Source organism: Hydrotalea sp., assembly GCF_049968455.1.
In the GTDB taxonomy this organism is placed as follows: domain Bacteria; phylum Bacteroidota; class Bacteroidia; order Chitinophagales; family Chitinophagaceae; genus Hydrotalea.
Window position 1 is genome coordinate 178,746 of record NZ_JBMFQT010000004.1, and the last position, 19,190, is coordinate 197,935.

General features: G+C 35.7%; 15 protein-coding genes. 3 read left to right on the top strand and 12 right to left on the bottom strand.

Annotated elements, in window-relative coordinates; genetic code table 11:
* Positions 1-6: 6 nt before the first annotated feature.
* The 4 genes from acnA to ACP5P5_RS04405 form a co-directional block, all read right to left on the bottom strand.
* Positions 7-2,778: an aconitate hydratase AcnA gene (gene acnA / locus ACP5P5_RS04390; protein WP_428284893.1), complete on the bottom strand. Its 2,772-nt coding sequence runs from the start codon at positions 2,776-2,778 to the stop codon at positions 7-9.
* 123 nt (positions 2,779-2,901) lie between these two features.
* Positions 2,902-3,606: a uracil-DNA glycosylase family protein gene (locus tag ACP5P5_RS04395; RefSeq protein WP_428284894.1), complete on the bottom strand. Its 705-nt coding sequence runs from the start codon at positions 3,604-3,606 to the stop codon at positions 2,902-2,904.
* Between the two features lie 74 nt (positions 3,607-3,680).
* Positions 3,681-4,775, bottom strand: coding sequence for an ACR3 family arsenite efflux transporter (gene arsB / locus ACP5P5_RS04400; protein ID WP_428284895.1), 1,095 nt, complete (start codon positions 4,773-4,775; stop codon positions 3,681-3,683).
* A gap of 52 nt (positions 4,776-4,827) precedes the next feature.
* Positions 4,828-5,097, bottom strand: coding sequence for an ArsR/SmtB family transcription factor (locus ACP5P5_RS04405; protein WP_428284896.1), 270 nt, complete (start codon positions 5,095-5,097; stop codon positions 4,828-4,830).
* Positions 5,098-5,769: 672 nt separating this feature from the next.
* Between ACP5P5_RS04405 and ACP5P5_RS04410 the strand changes: the two genes are divergently transcribed.
* The gene (locus ACP5P5_RS04410) at positions 5,770-7,299 is read left to right on the top strand and encodes a SulP family inorganic anion transporter (protein ID WP_428284897.1); all 1,530 of its coding nucleotides are present in this window, start codon (positions 5,770-5,772) and stop codon (positions 7,297-7,299) included.
* Positions 7,300-7,330: 31 nt separating this feature from the next.
* Here ACP5P5_RS04410 and ACP5P5_RS04415 read toward each other — a convergent pair whose 3' ends face one another.
* The 6 genes from ACP5P5_RS04415 to ACP5P5_RS04440 all read right to left on the bottom strand — a co-directional run bounded on the left by ACP5P5_RS04415 (position 7,331) and on the right by ACP5P5_RS04440 (position 12,538).
* Positions 7,331-7,654, bottom strand: coding sequence for a TraR/DksA family transcriptional regulator (locus tag ACP5P5_RS04415; RefSeq protein ID WP_428284898.1), 324 nt, complete (start codon positions 7,652-7,654; stop codon positions 7,331-7,333).
* 295 nt (positions 7,655-7,949) lie between these two features.
* Positions 7,950-9,341, bottom strand: a complete 1,392-nt coding sequence (gene mnmE / locus ACP5P5_RS04420; protein WP_428284899.1) for a tRNA uridine-5-carboxymethylaminomethyl(34) synthesis GTPase MnmE — start codon at positions 9,339-9,341, stop codon at positions 7,950-7,952.
* Positions 9,342-9,459: 118 nt separating this feature from the next.
* Complete coding sequence (locus ACP5P5_RS04425) at positions 9,460-10,287, bottom strand: energy transducer TonB (RefSeq protein ID WP_428284900.1); 828 nt, start codon at positions 10,285-10,287, stop codon at positions 9,460-9,462.
* A 52-nt stretch (positions 10,288-10,339) separates the two neighbouring features.
* On the bottom strand, positions 10,340-10,903 hold the full coding sequence (locus tag ACP5P5_RS04430) for an ExbD/TolR family protein (RefSeq protein WP_428284901.1): 564 nt from the start codon (positions 10,901-10,903) through the stop codon (positions 10,340-10,342).
* Between the two features lie 36 nt (positions 10,904-10,939).
* Entirely contained in the window at positions 10,940-11,590 is a 651-nt protein-coding gene (locus ACP5P5_RS04435) for an ExbD/TolR family protein (RefSeq protein WP_428284902.1), read from the bottom strand.
* A 63-nt stretch (positions 11,591-11,653) separates the two neighbouring features.
* Positions 11,654-12,538 carry a MotA/TolQ/ExbB proton channel family protein gene (locus ACP5P5_RS04440; RefSeq protein WP_428284903.1) on the bottom strand — a complete coding sequence of 295 codons (885 nt, stop codon included), beginning with the start codon at positions 12,536-12,538 and terminating at the stop codon, positions 11,654-11,656.
* Positions 12,539-12,853: 315 nt separating this feature from the next.
* On the opposite strand from ACP5P5_RS04440, the gene ACP5P5_RS04445 reads away from it, so the two are divergent.
* Both ACP5P5_RS04445 and ACP5P5_RS04450 read left to right on the top strand, forming a co-directional pair.
* The gene (locus tag ACP5P5_RS04445; RefSeq protein WP_428284904.1) at positions 12,854-15,412 is read left to right on the top strand and encodes a zinc-dependent metalloprotease; all 2,559 of its coding nucleotides are present in this window, start codon (positions 12,854-12,856) and stop codon (positions 15,410-15,412) included.
* 117 nt (positions 15,413-15,529) lie between these two features.
* A complete protein-coding gene (locus ACP5P5_RS04450; RefSeq protein ID WP_428284905.1) occupies positions 15,530-16,240 on the top strand; it encodes a hypothetical protein in 711 nt (236 codons plus the stop codon).
* A gap of 23 nt (positions 16,241-16,263) precedes the next feature.
* On the opposite strand, the gene ACP5P5_RS04455 is transcribed toward ACP5P5_RS04450, so the two are convergent.
* Both ACP5P5_RS04455 and ACP5P5_RS04460 read right to left on the bottom strand, forming a co-directional pair.
* On the bottom strand, positions 16,264-17,532 hold the full coding sequence (locus ACP5P5_RS04455) for an ABC transporter permease (protein ID WP_428284906.1): 1,269 nt from the start codon (positions 17,530-17,532) through the stop codon (positions 16,264-16,266).
* 256 nt (positions 17,533-17,788) lie between these two features.
* A complete protein-coding gene (locus ACP5P5_RS04460) occupies positions 17,789-19,180 on the bottom strand; it encodes an NADH-quinone oxidoreductase subunit N (RefSeq protein ID WP_428284907.1) in 1,392 nt (463 codons plus the stop codon).
* Positions 19,181-19,190: the final 10 nt, after the last annotated feature.

Below are 19,190 nucleotides of genomic sequence, written 5' to 3' on the forward strand. Positions count from 1 at the left end.
ATGTATTTATTGTTTCAAGAACTGACGTAAAACATATTGAAGAATACCACCATGCTTATAATATTCAACTTCAATATCAGAATCTAGACGAGCATTTACTTTAAATTTGAAAGTTTTACCCGCATCATTCATTACAGTAACTTCAAGTTGTTTTAATGGTTTTAATTTTTCAGTAATGCCGGTTATAGAAAAAGTTTCTTTACCTGTTAACCCCAATGTTTCTGCATTTTCACCGTTTACATATTGCAATGGCAATACACCCATACCCACTAAATTGCTACGGTGTATTCGTTCATAACTTTCCGCTATTACAGCTTTAATACCTAACAAAAAAGTACCTTTCGCTGCCCAATCCCTAGAGGAGCCACTACCATATTCTTTTCCTGCTAAAACAATTAATGGTGTATGTTGTGCTTTATACTTCATAGCTACTTCATAAACGGTCATTTCCTCATTAGTTGGCAAATAAACAGAGTAGCCTCCTTCTTTTTTAGCAATTTTATTTTTTATTCTCACGTTAGCAAAAGTGCCTCGCACCATTACCTCGTCATTACCACGTCTTGAACCATATGAATTAAATTGAGATTTTTGAACACCTCTGCTAATTAAATATTTTCCTGCTGCGGAATTTTCAGAAAAAGATCCTGCTGGCGAAATATGATCAGTGGTAATACTATCACCTAACATAAGTAATACCCTTGCTTTTTCGATATTTTGTAAACCAGAAGGTTCGTCAGGCATGTCATGAAAGAAAGGAGCTTGCTTAATATAAGTTGATTCAGGATTCCACTGGTATACCTTATCATTTGAAGTTGATAGGTTTTGCCAAATTTGATTGCCTTCAAAAATTGTTTTGTAATTATTTTCAAAATCTTTTGGAGAAAGTACTTTTTGCATGATTGCGTTTATTTCATCATTACTGGGCCATATATCTTTTAAATAAACAGGCTGCATATTTTTATCATAACTAATTGGCTCATTCATCAAATCTATATCAACCCTCCCTGCTAAAGCATAAACTACCACTAACATTGGCGACATTAAGAAATTCATTTTCACTTGTGGGTGAATTCTTGCTTCAAAATTTCTATTCCCTGATAGCGCAGAGGCTGTTATCAAATCATGATCCTCAATAGCTTTTGCAATATGGAAGGGTAACGGACCTGAGTTGCCGATACAAGAAGTGCAACCATATCCTACTATATGAAATTGCAGTGCTTCTAAATCGGTTAGTAAGTCCGCTTTCTTTAAGTAGTCAGTTACCACTTTAGAACCTGGCGCCAAGGATGTTTTTACCCAGGGTTTAACATCAATACCCATTTCACGAGCTTTTCGTGCAACCAATCCTGCACCAAGCATTACATAAGGATTAGAGGTATTAGTACATGAAGTAATTGCAGCTATAACCACCGCGCCATCATTAATCATAAATTGTTGTTCACCCAAGCTTACCCAAACTTTTTTCATGCCATTTTCCACTTCTACCCCAACTATATTTGCCGGCTCATTATCCTGCACATACATAGGTTGACTACCTCCCTCTCCTTTCCATTTTTCAATTAGGGTATCGTTAGTGGCTATATAATCACGACCAAATCCGGTTTTTAATAACTGAACAAAAGTTGATTTAAAATCTTTTAATAAAATTTTGTCTTGAGGGCGTTTTGGACCTGAAACAGTTGGAGAAACTGTTGACAAATCGAGTGTTAAAATATCTGTATAATGAATGTTTTCTTCTCCAGTACGCCATAACATATTTGCCTTGCAGTAATCTTCTACCAATATCAATTGTTCTTCAGATCGATTACTTAAGCGCATATATTCAATGGTTTTAGCATCAATTGGAAAGTAAGTAATGGTACAACCAAATTCGGGAGACATATTACCTATTGTTGCTCTGTCGGGAACAGTTAAATTATTCAAGCCATCGCCAAATACCTCTACAAATTTTCCTACAACACCATACTTGCGTAATAATTCCGCAATAGTTAGTACCAAATCTGTGGCAGTAGTACCTACTGGAAGTTTTCCAGTTAGTTGTAAACCAATTACCTCGGGCATAATAAAATATACAGGCTGTCCTAATAAAGCTGCTTCCGCCTCAATTCCACCAACTCCCCAAGCTACTACACCTATACCATTTACCATAGGAGTATGACTATCTGTACCTACCAAGGTATCAGGGAAAACAATACCATTTCTTTCAATAACTCCTTTAGATAAATATTCCAAATTCACCTGATGACAAATACCCATTCCGGGAGGTACAACACTAAAATTGTTGAATGATTTTTGTGCCCACTTTAAAAATTGATATCGTTCTTCATTACGTTTATACTCCTCGTTCATATTTTTATTGTAGGCATATTCTGTTCCAAAATAATCTACCTGAACAGAGTGATCTATTACTAAGTCAACAGGTATTAGAGGATTGATGATATCAGGATTTTTTCCCTTTTCAGCAATGGCTGTACGTAAGGAAGCTATATCAACTACAGCAGGTACGCCCGTAAAATCTTGCATTAAAACTCTGGCAGGTTTAAAGGGAATGTCTTTATCTGAAGCCTTAGGTTGCCAATTTAAAAGTGTTGCTACATTTTCTTTGGTAATAGCAAAATCATCAAAATTTCTTACCGCATTTTCTAAAAGAATCCTTATTGAAAAGGGCATTTTTTCAATATCATATCCCTGCCTTTGTAATTCCGGTAGACTATAGTAGGTAAAATTTCCCTTTGTTGTATTTAATTGTCGAGTAATTTTCAAATAATCATTTTGCATAATTGAATATTTATAAATTTTACGAATTTGCACCCATTAAAAAAAGAGCTCAGGAATAACTACATAAATTTAATTCATTTAGTGGAAAAAATTGAATTAAAAAGGCAGTCAAAGTTTAAGGATTTAAATTAAACCACTATTTGCCTGTTGCAATTGCATTAGATATTTTTCAATATAAATTTGCCTTTGATTGTGCTTGTATTGCATAATAAACCTGGGATGCTCTAGCGGAACTATTTTCTTAAAAAAACTGTATTGCTCATTTAACTGATTCAAATAATTAAAATTTTTGCCACTACCTAAACAAAAAACAATATGGGTATGTAAACCAAATTTGATTTGCTTTCTAATACTTTGTACAATAAATGATTTTAATGTATTTTTTAACCCAATATCATCATAATAATTATAATTCAACCATTTGTTATTCGATGATAGCTTAGCAAATCCTAAAGGGACAATAGAATTAATGTAAAAATGCTTGTAGAACTTTTCAACTCCTCCAAATGCCTTAATTACTTCATAAACAAACACAGAGGATGGTTCATGTGTAATTTTACCCTTAAAATCAATTCCGCAATATCCAATTAATCTTTTTGAATCAGTAAATGGGATACCGGTAACGGCTGCACCAAAACGTCCGGGATTAATACCAATGATAAAAAAACGCTGAAGGTTATCATTATAAAATTTGCGATAAAACTGCTCCATAACCATCACTGCATAAGCATCATTTTTAAATGGATTAAAGGCCATTATATTTTGAGGTAAGCTATGTGGAATATGCAGCTGTTGATTAAACCGAATAATTTTTTCAGAAAAAAGCATAGAAAATATATGATGCAATTAAAGTTACATCACAAAACATTTCTATCAATAAAATGGATACAGTGTTATACAAGTTAAGGGCTAATTTTATGAACATCGTTTGTGCTTATTGTAAACCATTTATTTCTTATCCAAAATGCCACATTTACCAATGCTATTAACGCAGGTACTTCTACCAAGGGACCTATAACTCCTGCAAAAGCCTGACCACTGTTAATACCAAACACTCCAATTGCAACGGCAATGGCTAATTCAAAATTGTTACCTGCTGCTGTGAATGCAATAGATGCGTTAGTAGAATAATCAGCTCCCATTTTTTTCCCAACAAAAAAGCTCACCAAAAACATGATGGCAAAATAGATGACTAACGGAATAGCAATTCTTATTACATCAAATGGAATTTGAACTATCAGTTCACCTTTCAAACTAAACATCACAACGATTGTAAAAAGTAATGCTACTAGTGTAATGGGCGAAACAACGGGGATGAATTTTGTTTGATACCATTCTTCACCTTTCATTTTTAAAAGAATAACTCTTGTTAAGAATCCTGCTAAAAAAGGAATACCTAAATAAATAGCCACACTCTTTGCAATCTGACCGATGGTAATATCCACTACTGAACCTCTGATACCAAACAAGGGTGGCAGCAAAGTAACAAATACATAAGCATATACACTGTAAAGAAGTACCTGGAAAATACTGTTTAATGCAACCAGTCCTGCTGCATATTCCCTGCTGCCCTCGGCCAATTCATTCCAAACAATGACCATGGCAATGCAACGGGCAAGGCCAATAAGAATTAATCCTATCATGTATTCTGGATAGTTATGCAAAAAAGTAATTGCCAATACAAACATCAATACCGGGCCAATGATCCAATTCAGGAATAAAGAAATGCCAAGTATTTTGGTGTTTTTAAAAACTTCTTTCAGTTTATCATATTTTACTTTGGTAAAAGGAGGGTACATCATTAAAATTAAACCTATTGCCAAAGGAATATTGGTAGTGCCTGATGAGAATGAATTAATAAAGGTGGATGAGGTTGGAAAAAAATAGCCAATTGCAACTCCAATTGCCATTGCTAAAAATATCCATAAAGTTAAGTAACGGTCTAAGAAACTGAGCTTTTTTCTTTCGTGTGCCGGTGTACAATTATTCGATGACATACTATTATATATTGTTTTATTGCAATATTACGATAAGTTAAAACAAAAAAATTTAACCAATGGGTTCACCTTTACTGGCAAAAAGTGAATCAAATTCCTTCTTTACCTGCATCCACACTTTCTGATTAATGCAATAGCTGATGCTTTTCCCTTCTACACAACCTTTTATGATACCGATATTCTTCAACTCTTTTAGGTGTTGAGAAATGGTTGGTTGTGCCAAACCTAATTCATTAACCAAATCGCTGCATATGCAATGTTCAAACCGCGTAAGCTGTTGAATAATAGCTATTCTTGCAGGATGGGCCAACGCTTTTAGCATGGTTGCAATCTTATTTTGCTTCGCTGTAAATATTTCTGACTTGGTAATCCCCATACGTATCGCAATATTACGATGTTAATTTTTAACGGACAAATAGTTTTTTTGCAATAGCCTAATTCTCCCGTTTGATGCAGTACTTAAAGTTAGCAGGGTTACATATCCCTGTATCAAACCGGCATCTTTCAGCTCATTTAGGTGCTGTGATTAGGTTGATTTGGCAATGGGGTGGTTATTCAGCCATATTGCCATGAAAACAACATGCCTGTGAATGGAGCCATTGCAAAATAGCAACACGTACTGAATGCCCAAACGCTTTTACAAAACGAGCTGCTTGTTCCTATTCTTTGGTAAAATAAAATTTGCTTTTGTTGCTACTGACATATTTAATATTATTTGTATATATACGAGCAATATTTTGATATCCAGAAGTTTTTAAGTTTTTAGCATCCTGTATTGGATTAGCTATTTCACCATAAAGTATTTTAACACAAGAGTTTGCCTATTCGCATAAAAAAGACTAATTTTACCGCTCTTTATGGAAAAAAGCAACTCTATCAATTTACTTCCTCCAGTTACTCCACCTTAGTAGCGTAGTTTCCATTGTTATAGTAGTTTATAATTCTCTGGTTTTTAAACCAGACAGGATATCATTTTATTTAAAAAATACATTTCATGAAGCAATATTTAAACCTATTTGATTTTAAACAAAAAGTAGATTACAAAACTGAGGTTCTTTCGGGGCTTACCGTAGCACTTGCCCTTGTACCCGAAGCTGTGGCGTTTGCGTTGATTGCGGGTCTTTCGCCCCTTACAGGGCTTTATGCTGCATTTGTTATTGGATTAATCACTTCTATTTTTGGCGGCAGACCCGGTATGATTTCAGGAGCTACAGGGGCCGTTGCGGTAGTTATTGTGGCACTGGCAAAAACACATGGCGTTGAATATGTATTTGCCACTGTGCTACTTGCCGGTATCCTTCAAATGGCAGCCGGTTTGCTGCGTTTAGGAAAACTCATTCGGCTTGTGCCGCATCCGGTAATTTTCGGTTTTGTAAATGGCCTGGCTATTATCATTTTTATGTCGCAGTTGGCACAGTTTAAAGATAGCTCCGGCAACTGGCTTACAGGCACACCGCTGTATATTTTGTTGGGACTTGTGCTATTAACAATGGCAATTATTTATGGACTACCTAAAATAACGAAGGCCGTACCGGCTTCACTTACTTCCATACTGGTGGTATTTGGTATCGTGTCTGCTTTTGGTATTGAAACTAAAACAGTGGGAGATATTGCGTCCATACAAGGCGGATTTCCACCATTTCATATACCCGATATTCCCTTTAATCTGGAAACACTGAAACTGATTTTCCCTTATGCAGCGATAGTGGCCGGTGTAGGTTTGATTGAGAGTTTGTTAACCCTGAATATTGTGGATGAAATAACCGAAACCCGCGGCCGGGGCAATAAAGAGGCGGTTGCCCAGGGTGCCGCCAATATTTTATCGGGGGTTTTCTCCGGTATGGGCGGCTGTGCCATGATTGGGCAGAGTTTGATAAATATATCCAACGGAGCCAGGGCCAGGCTCTCGGGCATTGTGGCTGCTGTAATGTTGCTGGTGTTTGTAATGTTTGGCTCGAGCCTGATAGGAAAAGTACCTATGGCAGCACTTACCGGGTTGATGATTATGGTGGCTATTGGAACTTTTGAGTGGGCCAGTCTGAAAACCTTTAGGCGTATGCCCAAATCTGACATATTTGTAATGATAATGGTAACCCTTGTTACGGTGGTACTACACAATTTGGCATTGGCCGTAATTATTGGTGTTATTATTGCCGCTTTGGTATTTGCCTGGGATAACGCCAAACGCATCCGGGCAAGAAAGTATGTAGATGGCAATGGCATTAAGCACTATGAAATATACGGTCCTTTATTTTTTGCCTCGGTAACTGCTTTCAATGAAAAATTTGATGTGCTGAACGACCCTGAAGAAGTTATTATTGATTTTGCAGAAAGCCGGGTGGTTGATATGTCGGCTATTGAAGCCTTAAATAAGATTACAGAACGCTACCAAAAAGTTGGGAAAAAACTGCACCTGAAACATTTAAGCCCCGATTGCAGAAAACTGCTTAAAAACGCAGAAGAAATAATTGACGTAAATGTGCTGGAAGATCCTACTTACAAGGTAGTAATTGATAAAGTTTAAACGGATGTGGGCGGTTGTTACCCGCCCACATCTATTTTGCACAATGTACGCAGTACAGGCTTTCGGGTCTGAGGAATATTCGCCCAAGCGGTATAGGTGCCTTACATTTCAGACAGATACCAAAATCAGGGCTACCCACCCTTGTGAGCACATATTGTAGTTTCTTTAGCTTCTCCTCGGCTTGCCGCAAGGCAGCCTCCATCACACTTTTATTATTAATGGCATCCATGCGTGAAAGGCGACCAATAGCCACATCAGGAGCAACTGGTTTCGTTATTTCCCGGTATTCTTCAATTTGCTTTTGTGTCTTAACTATTTCCTGCTCTATGCGTTCTTTTAGTTGATTATTTGTCATAAAAATCCATTTTATGAATTATAAGAAATTACATTGTAAAGGTTTGCTTAACTCACTACATAATTTAAGTATTTTCTGTCGAATTCAAGCAATATTTCTTTCCTTTTGCCTGTATTTTATTGTAGTGCCTCAAAGTGATAGAGTGTTACAATTTGTCATATTTACTCTCCTACTTAACTTATTGTGCAATAAAAAAGGGCAACTTTTCAGAGCAATAATTTGGCAACAAATAAGAGAAGGATAAATCAGCTAAAACCCAATAAAAACAAGCATTTATGAAACAAAGGAAAGATAGTTACTTTCCAATACAGAATTTACTAAATATGGCGCCTAAAATATCTCTATCAGTTTCAATTTTTCCGGTTATTGTACCCAAAAAATAAAGGCAACGGTTAATATCGATGGTTAATAAATCGCCGGATAAATTTTGTTCTAAGCCATTTTGAACATCAGTTAATGCATTTTTTAATTCAATTAATGCATTATAATGCCGTAGATTAGTGATGATAGCCTGTTCAAAGTTTAGCTTACCACCAATAACCATATCATATAACATGGTTTTAATTGAATCTATTCCAATTTTTTGTAATGCAGAAATAAAAATTTTTTGCTGAATAGGAAGCGCAGCAAAATGCTGCTGCAAGAAAGATAAACTATTACCCGATAAATCGCATTTATTACCAACGGCAATGCATTTGTATTGTAGTAAATTCCAATTATTAATTTGTTTAAGTATAGAATCTATCGAATCATTCACGTCAAATAAAAAAATCACAATATCTGCTTTTTCTAGTGCTTTTTTGCTTCGGGCAATACCAATTGCTTCAATCTCATCCACTGTATGTTCACGAATACCAGCCGTATCTATCAATTTATAAATGATGCCATTGATATTAATGGACTCTTCAACAGTATCACGTGTAGTTCCGGGTATAGCACTTACTATGGCACGTTCTTCGTTTAATAAAGCATTTAATAGCGTGCTTTTCCCGGCATTAGGTTTTCCAACAATTGCAACATTTACACCATTTTTAATGGCATTACCTAATGAAAATGATTGTATTAATTGATTGGTTTTATTGTTAAGTTTATTCAGTAATTCAAGCAATTGTGTTCTATCTGCAAAAGTTACATCTTCATCACTAAAATCGAGTTCTAATTGAATCAGTGCAGTGAAATGAATAAGCTGTTCACGCATACCATCCAAAACATGTTTAAAGCCACCTTTTAAATTATGCATGGCCGCTTTATGTGCGGCAGCTGCATTACTGGCAATTAAATCTGCAACAGCTTCTGCTTGTGTCAAATCCATTTTCCCATTTAAAAAAGCACGTTGTGTAAACTCACCAGGCATTGCAAGTTGGGCACCATTGGCAATGCACAATTGAATAATCTTGTCAATAATGTATGAAGATGCATGACAGCTTATTTCAACCACATCTTCGCCTGTATAACTTTTAGGTGCTTTGAATAGAGTAATTAGTACTTCATCAATTACTTCATCATTGTTTATTATTTCTCCAAAATGAAGTGTATAGCCTGATTGTTTGATGAGGTTTTTGCCGCGAAAAAACTTTGAAACAATTAATATAGCCTCATTCCCACTTAAACGAATAACAGAAATTGCACCTTGTCCGTAGCCTGAAGCTAATGCTACAATGGTTGTTGAAGAAAGAATTGGTTGCATGGTTTAGAAAAATAAATTCTGACAAATTAAGGTAATAAAAATGGTAAAAATGTATTTATAAAGCATAAAAAAAGCCTGTATTAAATACAGGCTTTTTTTATAGTATCAATTGTTGAATTTACTCATCAGCTACCTGGAAGGTAATGCTTTGACGTTGGCGATAGATTACGTTTCTACCGTTTTGAACAGCAGGCTTCCAATTAGGGCTCTTTTTCAATACACGAATAGCTTCTTCTTTTGTGCCATATCCTGGATCATTTTCAGCTTTAATATCACTGATAGCACCGGTTTTATCAACTATAAAGCTTAACACAACTGTGTATTTACCGGGAGGAGCTCCATTGTCAACAGGAACGCTAGCATTTAAATTTCTTTCCAAAAATTTTTGCCAAGCAGCCATACCGCCCGGGAATTCGGCTTGTATTTGCACAACAGTAAAGATTTTGTCATAATCTTCTTGTTGTTTGGGTGCTTCAACCACACCAGTTCCTTTGTTTTCAACTACAGGGGCAACTATCCCCATGTCCTTCGCACCTTCCTGATTAATAGTACCAATTTTAGTATCTTCTAATTTTGCAACTTCTGGAGGTGGTTCTTTTACTTCCTGATCTTTTACAATTTTAGGAGGAGTGAATTTGGTAATCTCCACTTTAGGTGGTTCAACCTTTGGAGGTGGTGGAGGTGGAGGTGGTGGCGGTTCCTTGGGTTTATCTGTAACATTCGCCAAAGAAACATCCTGCACAAATATTTGTGCTTTTGCTTTTTTGGTTGAATTCCCTAACACCGTAAGCAGTAGGAACAGCGCTGTAAAAACAAGCATAACAATTATACCAGTAATTATTCGCTTATTGTAAGTTTTGCGCAATTCGTATGCTCCGTATTCTTTGTTCCTACCTTCAAACAGGATGTCAAGGAAGTCGGCATTTAAAATTTGTTTTGCGTCCATGATAATTTACTTTAAAATGAGATGCGGTTACTAATTATTTTCACATCTTTTATTACTTACTTTGAGTTGCAGCAGCAGCTTCTGATTTTTCAACCAGTTGCTCTTCTACCGGAGAAATATCAACCAAGGCGTAACGTTTAATTACGTTAATTGACATTTCATCTAAAGCATCTACAACATTTTTGTAAGTACATTGAGGTGAAGGTTTAATTACAACCATTAAATCTTTTTCAGGTGTACTTGCTTTCTTTCTTAAAATTACTGCTCTTATACCATCATCACCATTACTATAATTTGCCGATTTGAAATTAGCGCCATTGGGTGCTAATTCACCTTCATAATAAAAGACAGTATTGTCACCGCCTAATAATATGGTTAAGGCACCCGATTCTTTGATTTTATTTTGCTCATCCGGCTTATCTGCATCTTTAGGTAAAAAGAGCTTCATTGCCGTGGGTTGGCTCATAGTAGTAGTAAAAATGAAGAAAGTAATTAATAGAAACCCTAAGTCTACCATTGGCGTCAGGTCTACACGAGTAGACATTTTCTTCCCTTTTTTGACGCCCGGGCCTTTCTTATGTCCCCCGCCAGAGGACGAGGTATCCATTTCTGCCATATCAGGATAATTTTAATGTGTAAAAATTGGGTTTTCTTAGTCTTCAGTTCTTTGTCCTTTCTGTGCTAATTTCCATAATTCACTACCGGTTGGTACTGCTTCAGGATTAGTTACCATTTCAAATTTTAATTGATCGGTCTTTTTAAAGGCATTAATAACTCCTTCAATAGAAGGATATTTAGCTTTATTATCACCCTTCAACAACAAATTCATTTTTTTACCTTGGTAAGCACTTACCGCATAACGCATCCAATCTATCATTTCATTGGGTCCTTTTGTTGTATCAACAGGTATCCCCGGTAACATATTGGCTTTCCGTTCTGTTTCAGGCATTGCTAAAAATGATTTTAGTTGGCTAAAAGGAACTCCAATAAATGGGGCATTTACAAAAGCATTTACATCTATGCCTAAGTTTTTAGTAGTATTAATTTCATTGGCAATTTCTTTTTTTACATCGGCATCTTCTACCGAAAAGAAAACTTTGCCATCTCTATCCACACTTACTAATACTACATCTTTCGAAGGAGCAACTTTAGAAGCGACAGATTTTGGAGTCACAATTTCAATAGCCTCGGGTGGCTTAAATTTTGTTGCTAATATGAAGAAGGTTAGCAGCAAAAAGGCCACATCGCACATAGCAGTCATGTCTACATTCGTGCTTTTTCGTGGTAATTTTGGTCTTGCCATTTTTCTAATTTTACATTAATTCACTAATGAGATACTGATTCCGAATTTTTCCACAAACTTTTATTATTTATAGTTTGCAGCAAAACTTTGAGTTAAAGTAAAACCAGATTCGTCAATACCAAAAGTAATACCATCAATTTTGGTAGTGAAAATGTTATAGAAAATAATTGAGATTGCTGAAGTACCAATACCTAAAGCAGTATTAAACAAGGCTTCAGAAATACCTACTGAAAGTTCACGAGCAGCATCTCCACCGGCACCTTCTTCACCTAATGAAGAGAAGGCTTTAATCATACCTAATACAGTTCCTAACAAACCTAACAAAGTTGCAACAGATGCAATAGTTGAAAGGAATACAAGATTCTTTTCTAACATAGGTAATTCAAGTGCAGTTGCTTCTTCAATTTCCTTTTGAATATTTAAAATTTTTTGTTCTGTATCCAATTCAGTGTTTGTAATCATTTCTTTATACCTACGTAAGCCGGCTTTCATCACATTACCAACTGAACCTTTTTGTTTGTCACATTCAGCTAAAGCTTTGTCAACATCTTTATTAGCTAAATGAAATTGCACTTTACGAATGAATTCAGGAACGCTACCAGTGCCTGTTGACTTTGTAACGGTTAAAAATCTTTCAACCACAAAAGTTAATACAGTTAAAAAGGTACCAATTAATAAGGGTACGATAATACCTCCTTCATACATTTTAGCAATAGGTACGGTTGTTTTGGGTCCTTTATGACTTGGCCAAAACCAGTGACTTGCATCGGGATCTGGTTGAGAAAAATGGTCAGGAGCACCTAAATAGAATCGCCAAAATAAATATCCAACAATTACACAAATTAAAGGTGCAATCCATGAAATAGCATTTCCTTTTCTTTTAGGATGTTGAGCTGATGATGCTGGTTTAGCAGCAGTTGTTGAAGCTGTGGGTTTAATGTCCGCCATGGTTCAATTGTTTTTTGGTTTTTAAATTACAGTGTTAAAAAGATTTCACAATTCTACTGAAAATTATTTTGAAAAAACAAAACAATGTTTCAATTTTTTTTATGGGGCTGTAAAATAGTTATTTTCATTAAAGTTGCAAATTAGTTTTTTTATAACATTTTACTTATATCGTTTAAAATCGTGTTTTACCCGATATTAGTAATGGTTTGGTCTATAAAATTACTCTTTTAAACCGCTCATCAAAAATTATCAAAAAGCAATTTTTTTTCAATTGCTCTCGTTATCTTCATCCATTAAAATTTTAAATAACACTATATGAAGAAAACGTTAACCTTTTCCCTTATTTTACTAAGTGGAACTTGGTTGTTTGCCCAGCAAAGGCCCGACACATCAAGGTTTCCCATGCTAAACGGAAGAGCAGGCATGCCAAACATGGCTGCTAAACCTGCTACAGGTCCTAAACCCTATAAAGAAGTTATTACCAACAAAGCCATTACCCACAAGGGCTTATTTACAGTACACCAAGTAGAAGATAAATATTATTTTGAAATACCAGACTCCCTTTTAGGAAGGGAAATTTTGGCGGTAACTCGTTACAGTAAAACACCAGGTGGTGGAAGAAATTATGGAGGAGAATTGGTAAATCAACAAACCGTTGAATTTGACAAAGGCCCTGATAATAAAGTATTTATGAAGGTAATTACTCTAATTAATTATGCTGATTCAACTAATGAAATTTCAAAAGCAGTTAAAAACTCTAACCTTAACCCTATAGCTGCAGCTTTCCCAATTGCAGCATTTGGAAAAGATTCAACCTCTTCTGTAATTGATGTAACCGATTTCTTTAAAGGCGATAATCAAGCAGTAAGTTTAACCCCTGCCATAAAACGCAGATTAAGCCTTTCCATGTTAGCTGCCGACCGTTCTTATATTGAAAGCATACATACTTATCCTATCAACACTGAAATAAGAACTGTAAAAACATATAGTTCAACCCCCTCTCCTGCCGGTAATCTTTTTGGTGGTGCACCATCGCCAATGCCTCAAAGCGAGCCTTTACCAGCTGCAATGGATGCAGGTGCAGTAACAATTGAACTAAACACTTCTATGTTATTGCTACCTAAAACTCCTATGCACAAAAGATTATTCGATCCACGTGTTGGTTTCTTTGCTGATGATTATACTATTTATAGTGATAACCAACAGAAAGTTGATAACCAAGTGTTTGCAGTTCGCTGGCGTTTGGAACCTAAACCTGAAGACATGGAAAAATACAAACGTGGTGAACTAGTGGAACCTGCTAAACAAATTGTTTATTACATTGATCCTGCAACTCCAAAACAATGGCGCCCCTACTTAATTGCCGGTGTTAATGATTGGCAAAAAGCTTTTGAAAAAGCCGGTTTTAAAAATGCAATTGTTGCCAAAGAATGGCCGGAAAATGATACTACCATGAGTTTAGAGGATGCTCGTTACTCAGTTATCCGCTACTTTGCCTCCGATATTGAAAATGCCTATGGGCCAAATGTTCATGACCCTCGTAGCGGTGAAATTTTAGAAAGCCACATTGGATGGTACCATAATGTAATGAAACTTGTTCACGACTGGTATATGATTCAAACTGCAGCTGTTGATCCTAAAGCCAGAAAAATGAAATTTGATGACTCATTGATGGGCGAATTAATTCGTTTTGTTTCATCACACGAAGTGGGACACACATTAGGCTTACGCCATAACATGGGTAGTAGCAGCAAAACACCTGTTGAATTATTGCGTAACAAAGCATGGGTTGAAGCCAATGGCCATACTGCTTCAATTATGGACTATGCTCGCTTTAACTATGTTGCACAACCCGAAGACAATATCAGCGAAGCCGGCTTATTCCCACGCATTGGCGACTATGATAAATGGGCTATTCAATGGGGATATACTTATACAGGTATTAATGACCCTAAAAAAGATGAACTGGTTACGAACAAATGGGCTGTAGATAGTCTTAAAAATCCACGCTTATGGTTTGGTGGTGAAGGTAGAAATGTAGACCCCCGTGCACAAACTGAAGATTTAGGTGATGATGCGGTTAAAGCCAGCAATTACGGCATTATGAACTTGAAAAGAATATTGGTTCAATTACCCGTTTGGACAAAAGAAGAAGCAGATAAATACCAAAATTTAAGTGATATGTACCAGCAGTTGGTAGGACAATTTGCACGCTATATGGGACATGTAACAAAAAATGTAGGCGGCATTGAAGAAACCTTTAAAAGTGTAGAACAAAAAGGCGATGTATATGCACCTACCCCTAAAGAAAAACAAAAAGCAGCAGTAGCATTTTTAAATGCACAATTGTTCCAAACACCTAATTGGTTATTAGACAAAGAAATTTTAAATAAAATTTCCAACCCCACTGCTAATGAAGCAATACAGAACCTTCAAGTGAGCACTTTAAATAGTTTGTTAGATGCAGGCCGTTTATATCGCTTACAAACCAGTCGAAACCGCTTTGGTAATAACACTTATGGTTTAGATGAAATGATGGATGATGTACAGAAAGGTATCTTCAATGAAATATACAGCAATAAGCCAATTGATGCTTATCGCAGAAATTTACAAAAAGCTTATGTTGCTAAATTGATTGACTTGACTGATCCTACTAAATCAAATGCCGCAAGCCTTACCCCAACTGCACGTGGATTCAATCTTTCAATTATCAACACTGCTAATACCGATGTGCCATCTGTTGCAAGAGGTGAATTAAGAACTTTGTTGGCCGCCGTTAATGCCGCTATTCCTACAACAAGCGACAGATTAAGTAAATACCACTTACAAGATTTATCTGAAAGAATTAAAAAAGCCTTAGATCCTAAAAGCTAGTTTAGTTAGAATAATTTCGTTTACAAAAAGAGTTGCTTTTCGCAACTCTTTTTTATTTCCCAACATACTTTAAAATAATAGCATAGAGCAATAACTTTGTAACAAGAAATAAACCTCATGAAAAAAAACTGTGTATTAGTTTTATTAGCCATGCTTGTGCTGCAAAATTTAACTGCCCAAAATTTTAAAGCAACTATTAAAGACAGCCTAACCAAAGAACCGATTTACTTTGCCAGCATTACCAATTTAAATAATAAAAAAACTGTGCTATCTAATGAAAAAGGCATTTTTTCTATTCCGGCAAAAGCAGGAGATATACTTTCAATTGCTTCCATAAGTTATTCATTCGATACAATTAAAGTAACTGCGGCACTATTACAGCAACCAGGTTACGTTGTTCACTTACACCCACTTTCCAACCTACTCAATGAAGTTACTGTAAAAGCACATCGGGGTTATTCGGCATACCAGTTAGATAGCATTCATCGAAGAAAAGATTTCTTTTCCACCACTACTGATTACACCATACCAACTGTATCAAATGGCAATTCAGGCGTAGGAATGGGAATTAATATTGATCACTTTTTTGGTCCCGACAAACGTAAACGTGAAGCAATTAAATTATTTAATCGTATGGAGCAAGAGCACTATATTAACTACCGTTTTAATCCAACTGTTTTAAAACAATATGTAACCTTACCAACCGACTCCCTTTTATTGTTCATGGAAACCTACCGCCCAAGCTTCAAATGGCTTAGACAACACCCATCGAAGGAAGATTTAATTTACTACATTAATGATAAACTAAAATTATTCTTGAAGCAATAATTTAAAACACAAATACGTTACCGTTATTCATAACGCAAGGCTACAATTGGGTTTAAGCGTGCTGCTTTAATGGCAGGATAAAGGCCTGCCGCAAATCCAACTAATGAACATATTATAATACCAATAGTTACCCATATCCAGGGTACAACAAACCCGGTTTTGAGAAAAATAGAAAATATATTCCCCACCAAAACGCCTAAAATAATTCCAAATAAAGCACCCAATAAGCTTATAATCATGCTTTCAAATAAAAATTGCTGACGCACGTTCTTACTTTTACCTCCAATTGCTTTTATAAGTCCCACTTCCCTAGTACGTTCATTAACTGATACTAGCATAATATTCATTAATCCAATAGCAGCACCAATTAGCGTAATCATACCAATAGCCGCTGCAGCTGCGGTAATGCTACTTAAAAAAGTAATAAACAATTCAGCAAACTTATCACTCTTTTCAATGGAAAAATTATCAGCATCCGTAGGTAATAATTTTCTAATGCCTCTAAACTGCGCAGTTGCTTCGCCAATTGCAGGATCTAACATTGCAACATTATCAACCTTCACACCAATAAAATATGACGGTGATGCATTGGCTAACCTACGTGCACTGTTGTAGGAAGTAATCACAATATCATCTTGCCTTAGTAAACCACTCGAACCTTTACTTTTCAAAACACCTATCACTCTATAAGGAATACCCCCTACTTTAATAATGTGATCTAATGCTGTTTCAATATTTTCTCCAAATAATTTAGTGGCCACATTGCTACCTAAAATACAAACATTGCGCCCACTTTGCACATCAAGACTGTTTAAATTTCTTCCTGCCTGCAGGGTAAAACCATTTACCATTAAATAATTTTCATCGCCACCCCAAACCGTAACAACAGGATTGGTTTTTTTATTACCATAATAGCACTCCACATTACCCGGACCACGCATGTAAACACTTACTAATGACGGATAATGATATGCATTTTTAAAATAAACTGCATCCTCGCGTCGAATGGTTTTATCCAAGTTCGATATTTTAGTTTTAGCACCACGGGAAGTTTTCTTTACACTTTCGCCCCTCCCAAAACTTATTCGCGATTCCTTATATTTAATAACAAACGCATTAGCACCCATTAATGAAAAACTTTCACGCAAGCTTTGGTTCATTGCCTGAATAGCCGTAATAATACCAATCAATGCCATTATGCCAAAAGCAATAATGGCAATCGTAATACCTGAGCGAAGCCTATTGCCCTTTACATTTTTATAAGCTAAAGTAAATGAGTCGGTAATGGTCATGCTATGTTTTTAAGCAAAAAATCTTTCTAAAGATAAGGGCTAAAGCATAACAATAAAACACAAAAGGATAAACGCAGCAAAACATAAACAGACGGCAGCAAAAGCCACACCATCAATTTATTTTTTAATTTTTTATGTTATCGGCTGCAACACAATGGTCATCGTCGGTTGTGTCACTCACTTGTACGTTCCGTTTTTATGGCAACATAGTTAATGGCAATACATACAAATGCTAATACGAATGAATACTTAAATACTAAAAGTAAAACCAGTTTAAAATAATAGTTGGGAAAATACCAATTAAAATAGTAATGGCTGCTAAAATAACAAGCATAAAACAAAAGCCCTTATTATAACTACGCACTTCTGCGTTGCCTGTTTTAAAATACATAGCTTGAATAACCCGGAAATAGTAATACGCACTAATAGCAGCAAAAATTACAGCAACAATTACCAACCAAGTAACAGTACTACCGCCGTACTTAATTACCGATAACAACATATAATACTTAGCAAAGAACCCGGCAGTAAGCGGTATACCCGTTAATGATAATAGAAAAATAGTATTGGTAGCTGCTAATAACGGATGCTTTTTGGCCAAGCCATTATAACCGGCTAATGAAATATCTTCCATTTTTTCTAATATGGCAAAAATACCAATCGTAGCTACGGAATAAGCAACAGTATATATTAAAATACCTTCTTTTGCCATATCATTTTCAGCAAAAACGGCAAACAGCATAAAGCCAGCTTGTGCAATACTGGAATAAGCCATCATGCGTTTTACACTTTGCTGAAAAATAGCCGTAATGTTTCCTACCAACAAAGTAGCTATAATTACCAAAGGCAAAATAATTCTCCAGGATAGTCCTAATTCAACATATTTATTATCAAACAAACGAATAAAAGCAATGAAACCGGCTGCTTTAACAATAGTAGCCATAAATGATGTGAACACACTAGGTGAGCCATCATAAACATCCGGTGTCCAAAAATGAAAAGGTGCTGCTGAAACTTTAAAAGCAATGGCAATGAACACCAACACCAAACCTAAAGGATCTAAAATTCCAAACTCGTTTGATACTGCTGAAGGTTTTATGGCACTAATTTCAAAACCACCATGCGCACCATACATTAATGCAATACCCATTAATAAAATACCTGTGGAAAATGAACCCATTAAGAAATACTTTAATGAAGCTTCATTACTTTTTAAATTTCGTTTATCACCTCCGGTAAGAATATATAGCGGAATAGACATAATTTCTATTCCTAAAAAAAGCAATAACAATGAGTTATATGAAGTAATAATGGCAATTCCGGACAATGAGAAGAAAATTAGTGCAAAAAATTCTGCAGCATGTTTCCCTTCACCAACTTGCGTTACATCGGCACCACTTATAAGTATAAACAACAAAGTAGCTGCATAGGCCAGTGTATTAAAATAAAGCCCAAATTTTTGAAAGTTCAACATTCCATGTGTACCAATGTGAATACTTAAAATGCCATACGTGTCAAAAATATTGGCTAATAAAAGTACTATCAATGCAATGATAGCCACATTTCTAATGGCTTTCCTTTGCCGGGTAATAATGCCTGTAAACATCATTACAACACCACTTATAACCGAAAATATTATTGCGTTCATATTGTAAAAT

What these genes read in the sequence shown, in the direction of transcription:
- ACP5P5_RS04410 (WP_428284897.1), top strand. Translation starts at nt 5,770, where the DNA reads ATGAAGCAATATTTAAACCTATTTGATTTTAAACAAAAAGTAGATTAC.
- ACP5P5_RS04440 (WP_428284903.1), bottom strand. Translation starts at nt 12,538, where the DNA reads ATGGCGGACATTAAACCCACAGCTTCAACAACTGCTGCTAAACCAGCA.
- ACP5P5_RS04425 (WP_428284900.1), bottom strand. Translation starts at nt 10,287, where the DNA reads ATGGACGCAAAACAAATTTTAAATGCCGACTTCCTTGACATCCTGTTT.
- ACP5P5_RS04395 (WP_428284894.1), bottom strand. Translation starts at nt 3,606, where the DNA reads ATGCTTTTTTCTGAAAAAATTATTCGGTTTAATCAACAGCTGCATATT.
- ACP5P5_RS04435 (WP_428284902.1), bottom strand. Translation starts at nt 11,590, where the DNA reads ATGGCAAGACCAAAATTACCACGAAAAAGCACGAATGTAGACATGACT.
- ACP5P5_RS04445 (WP_428284904.1), top strand. Translation starts at nt 12,854, where the DNA reads ATGAAGAAAACGTTAACCTTTTCCCTTATTTTACTAAGTGGAACTTGG.
- ACP5P5_RS04455 (WP_428284906.1), bottom strand. Translation starts at nt 17,532, where the DNA reads ATGACCATTACCGACTCATTTACTTTAGCTTATAAAAATGTAAAGGGC.
- mnmE (WP_428284899.1), bottom strand. Translation starts at nt 9,341, where the DNA reads ATGCAACCAATTCTTTCTTCAACAACCATTGTAGCATTAGCTTCAGGC.
- acnA (WP_428284893.1), bottom strand. Translation starts at nt 2,778, where the DNA reads ATGCAAAATGATTATTTGAAAATTACTCGACAATTAAATACAACAAAG.
- ACP5P5_RS04450 (WP_428284905.1), top strand. Translation starts at nt 15,530, where the DNA reads ATGAAAAAAAACTGTGTATTAGTTTTATTAGCCATGCTTGTGCTGCAA.
- ACP5P5_RS04415 (WP_428284898.1), bottom strand. Translation starts at nt 7,654, where the DNA reads ATGACAAATAATCAACTAAAAGAACGCATAGAGCAGGAAATAGTTAAG.
- ACP5P5_RS04460 (WP_428284907.1), bottom strand. Translation starts at nt 19,180, where the DNA reads ATGAACGCAATAATATTTTCGGTTATAAGTGGTGTTGTAATGATGTTT.
- arsB (WP_428284895.1), bottom strand. Translation starts at nt 4,775, where the DNA reads ATGTCATCGAATAATTGTACACCGGCACACGAAAGAAAAAAGCTCAGT.
- ACP5P5_RS04405 (WP_428284896.1), bottom strand. Translation starts at nt 5,097, where the DNA reads ATGCTAAAAGCGTTGGCCCATCCTGCAAGAATAGCTATTATTCAACAG.
- ACP5P5_RS04430 (WP_428284901.1), bottom strand. Translation starts at nt 10,903, where the DNA reads ATGGCAGAAATGGATACCTCGTCCTCTGGCGGGGGACATAAGAAAGGC.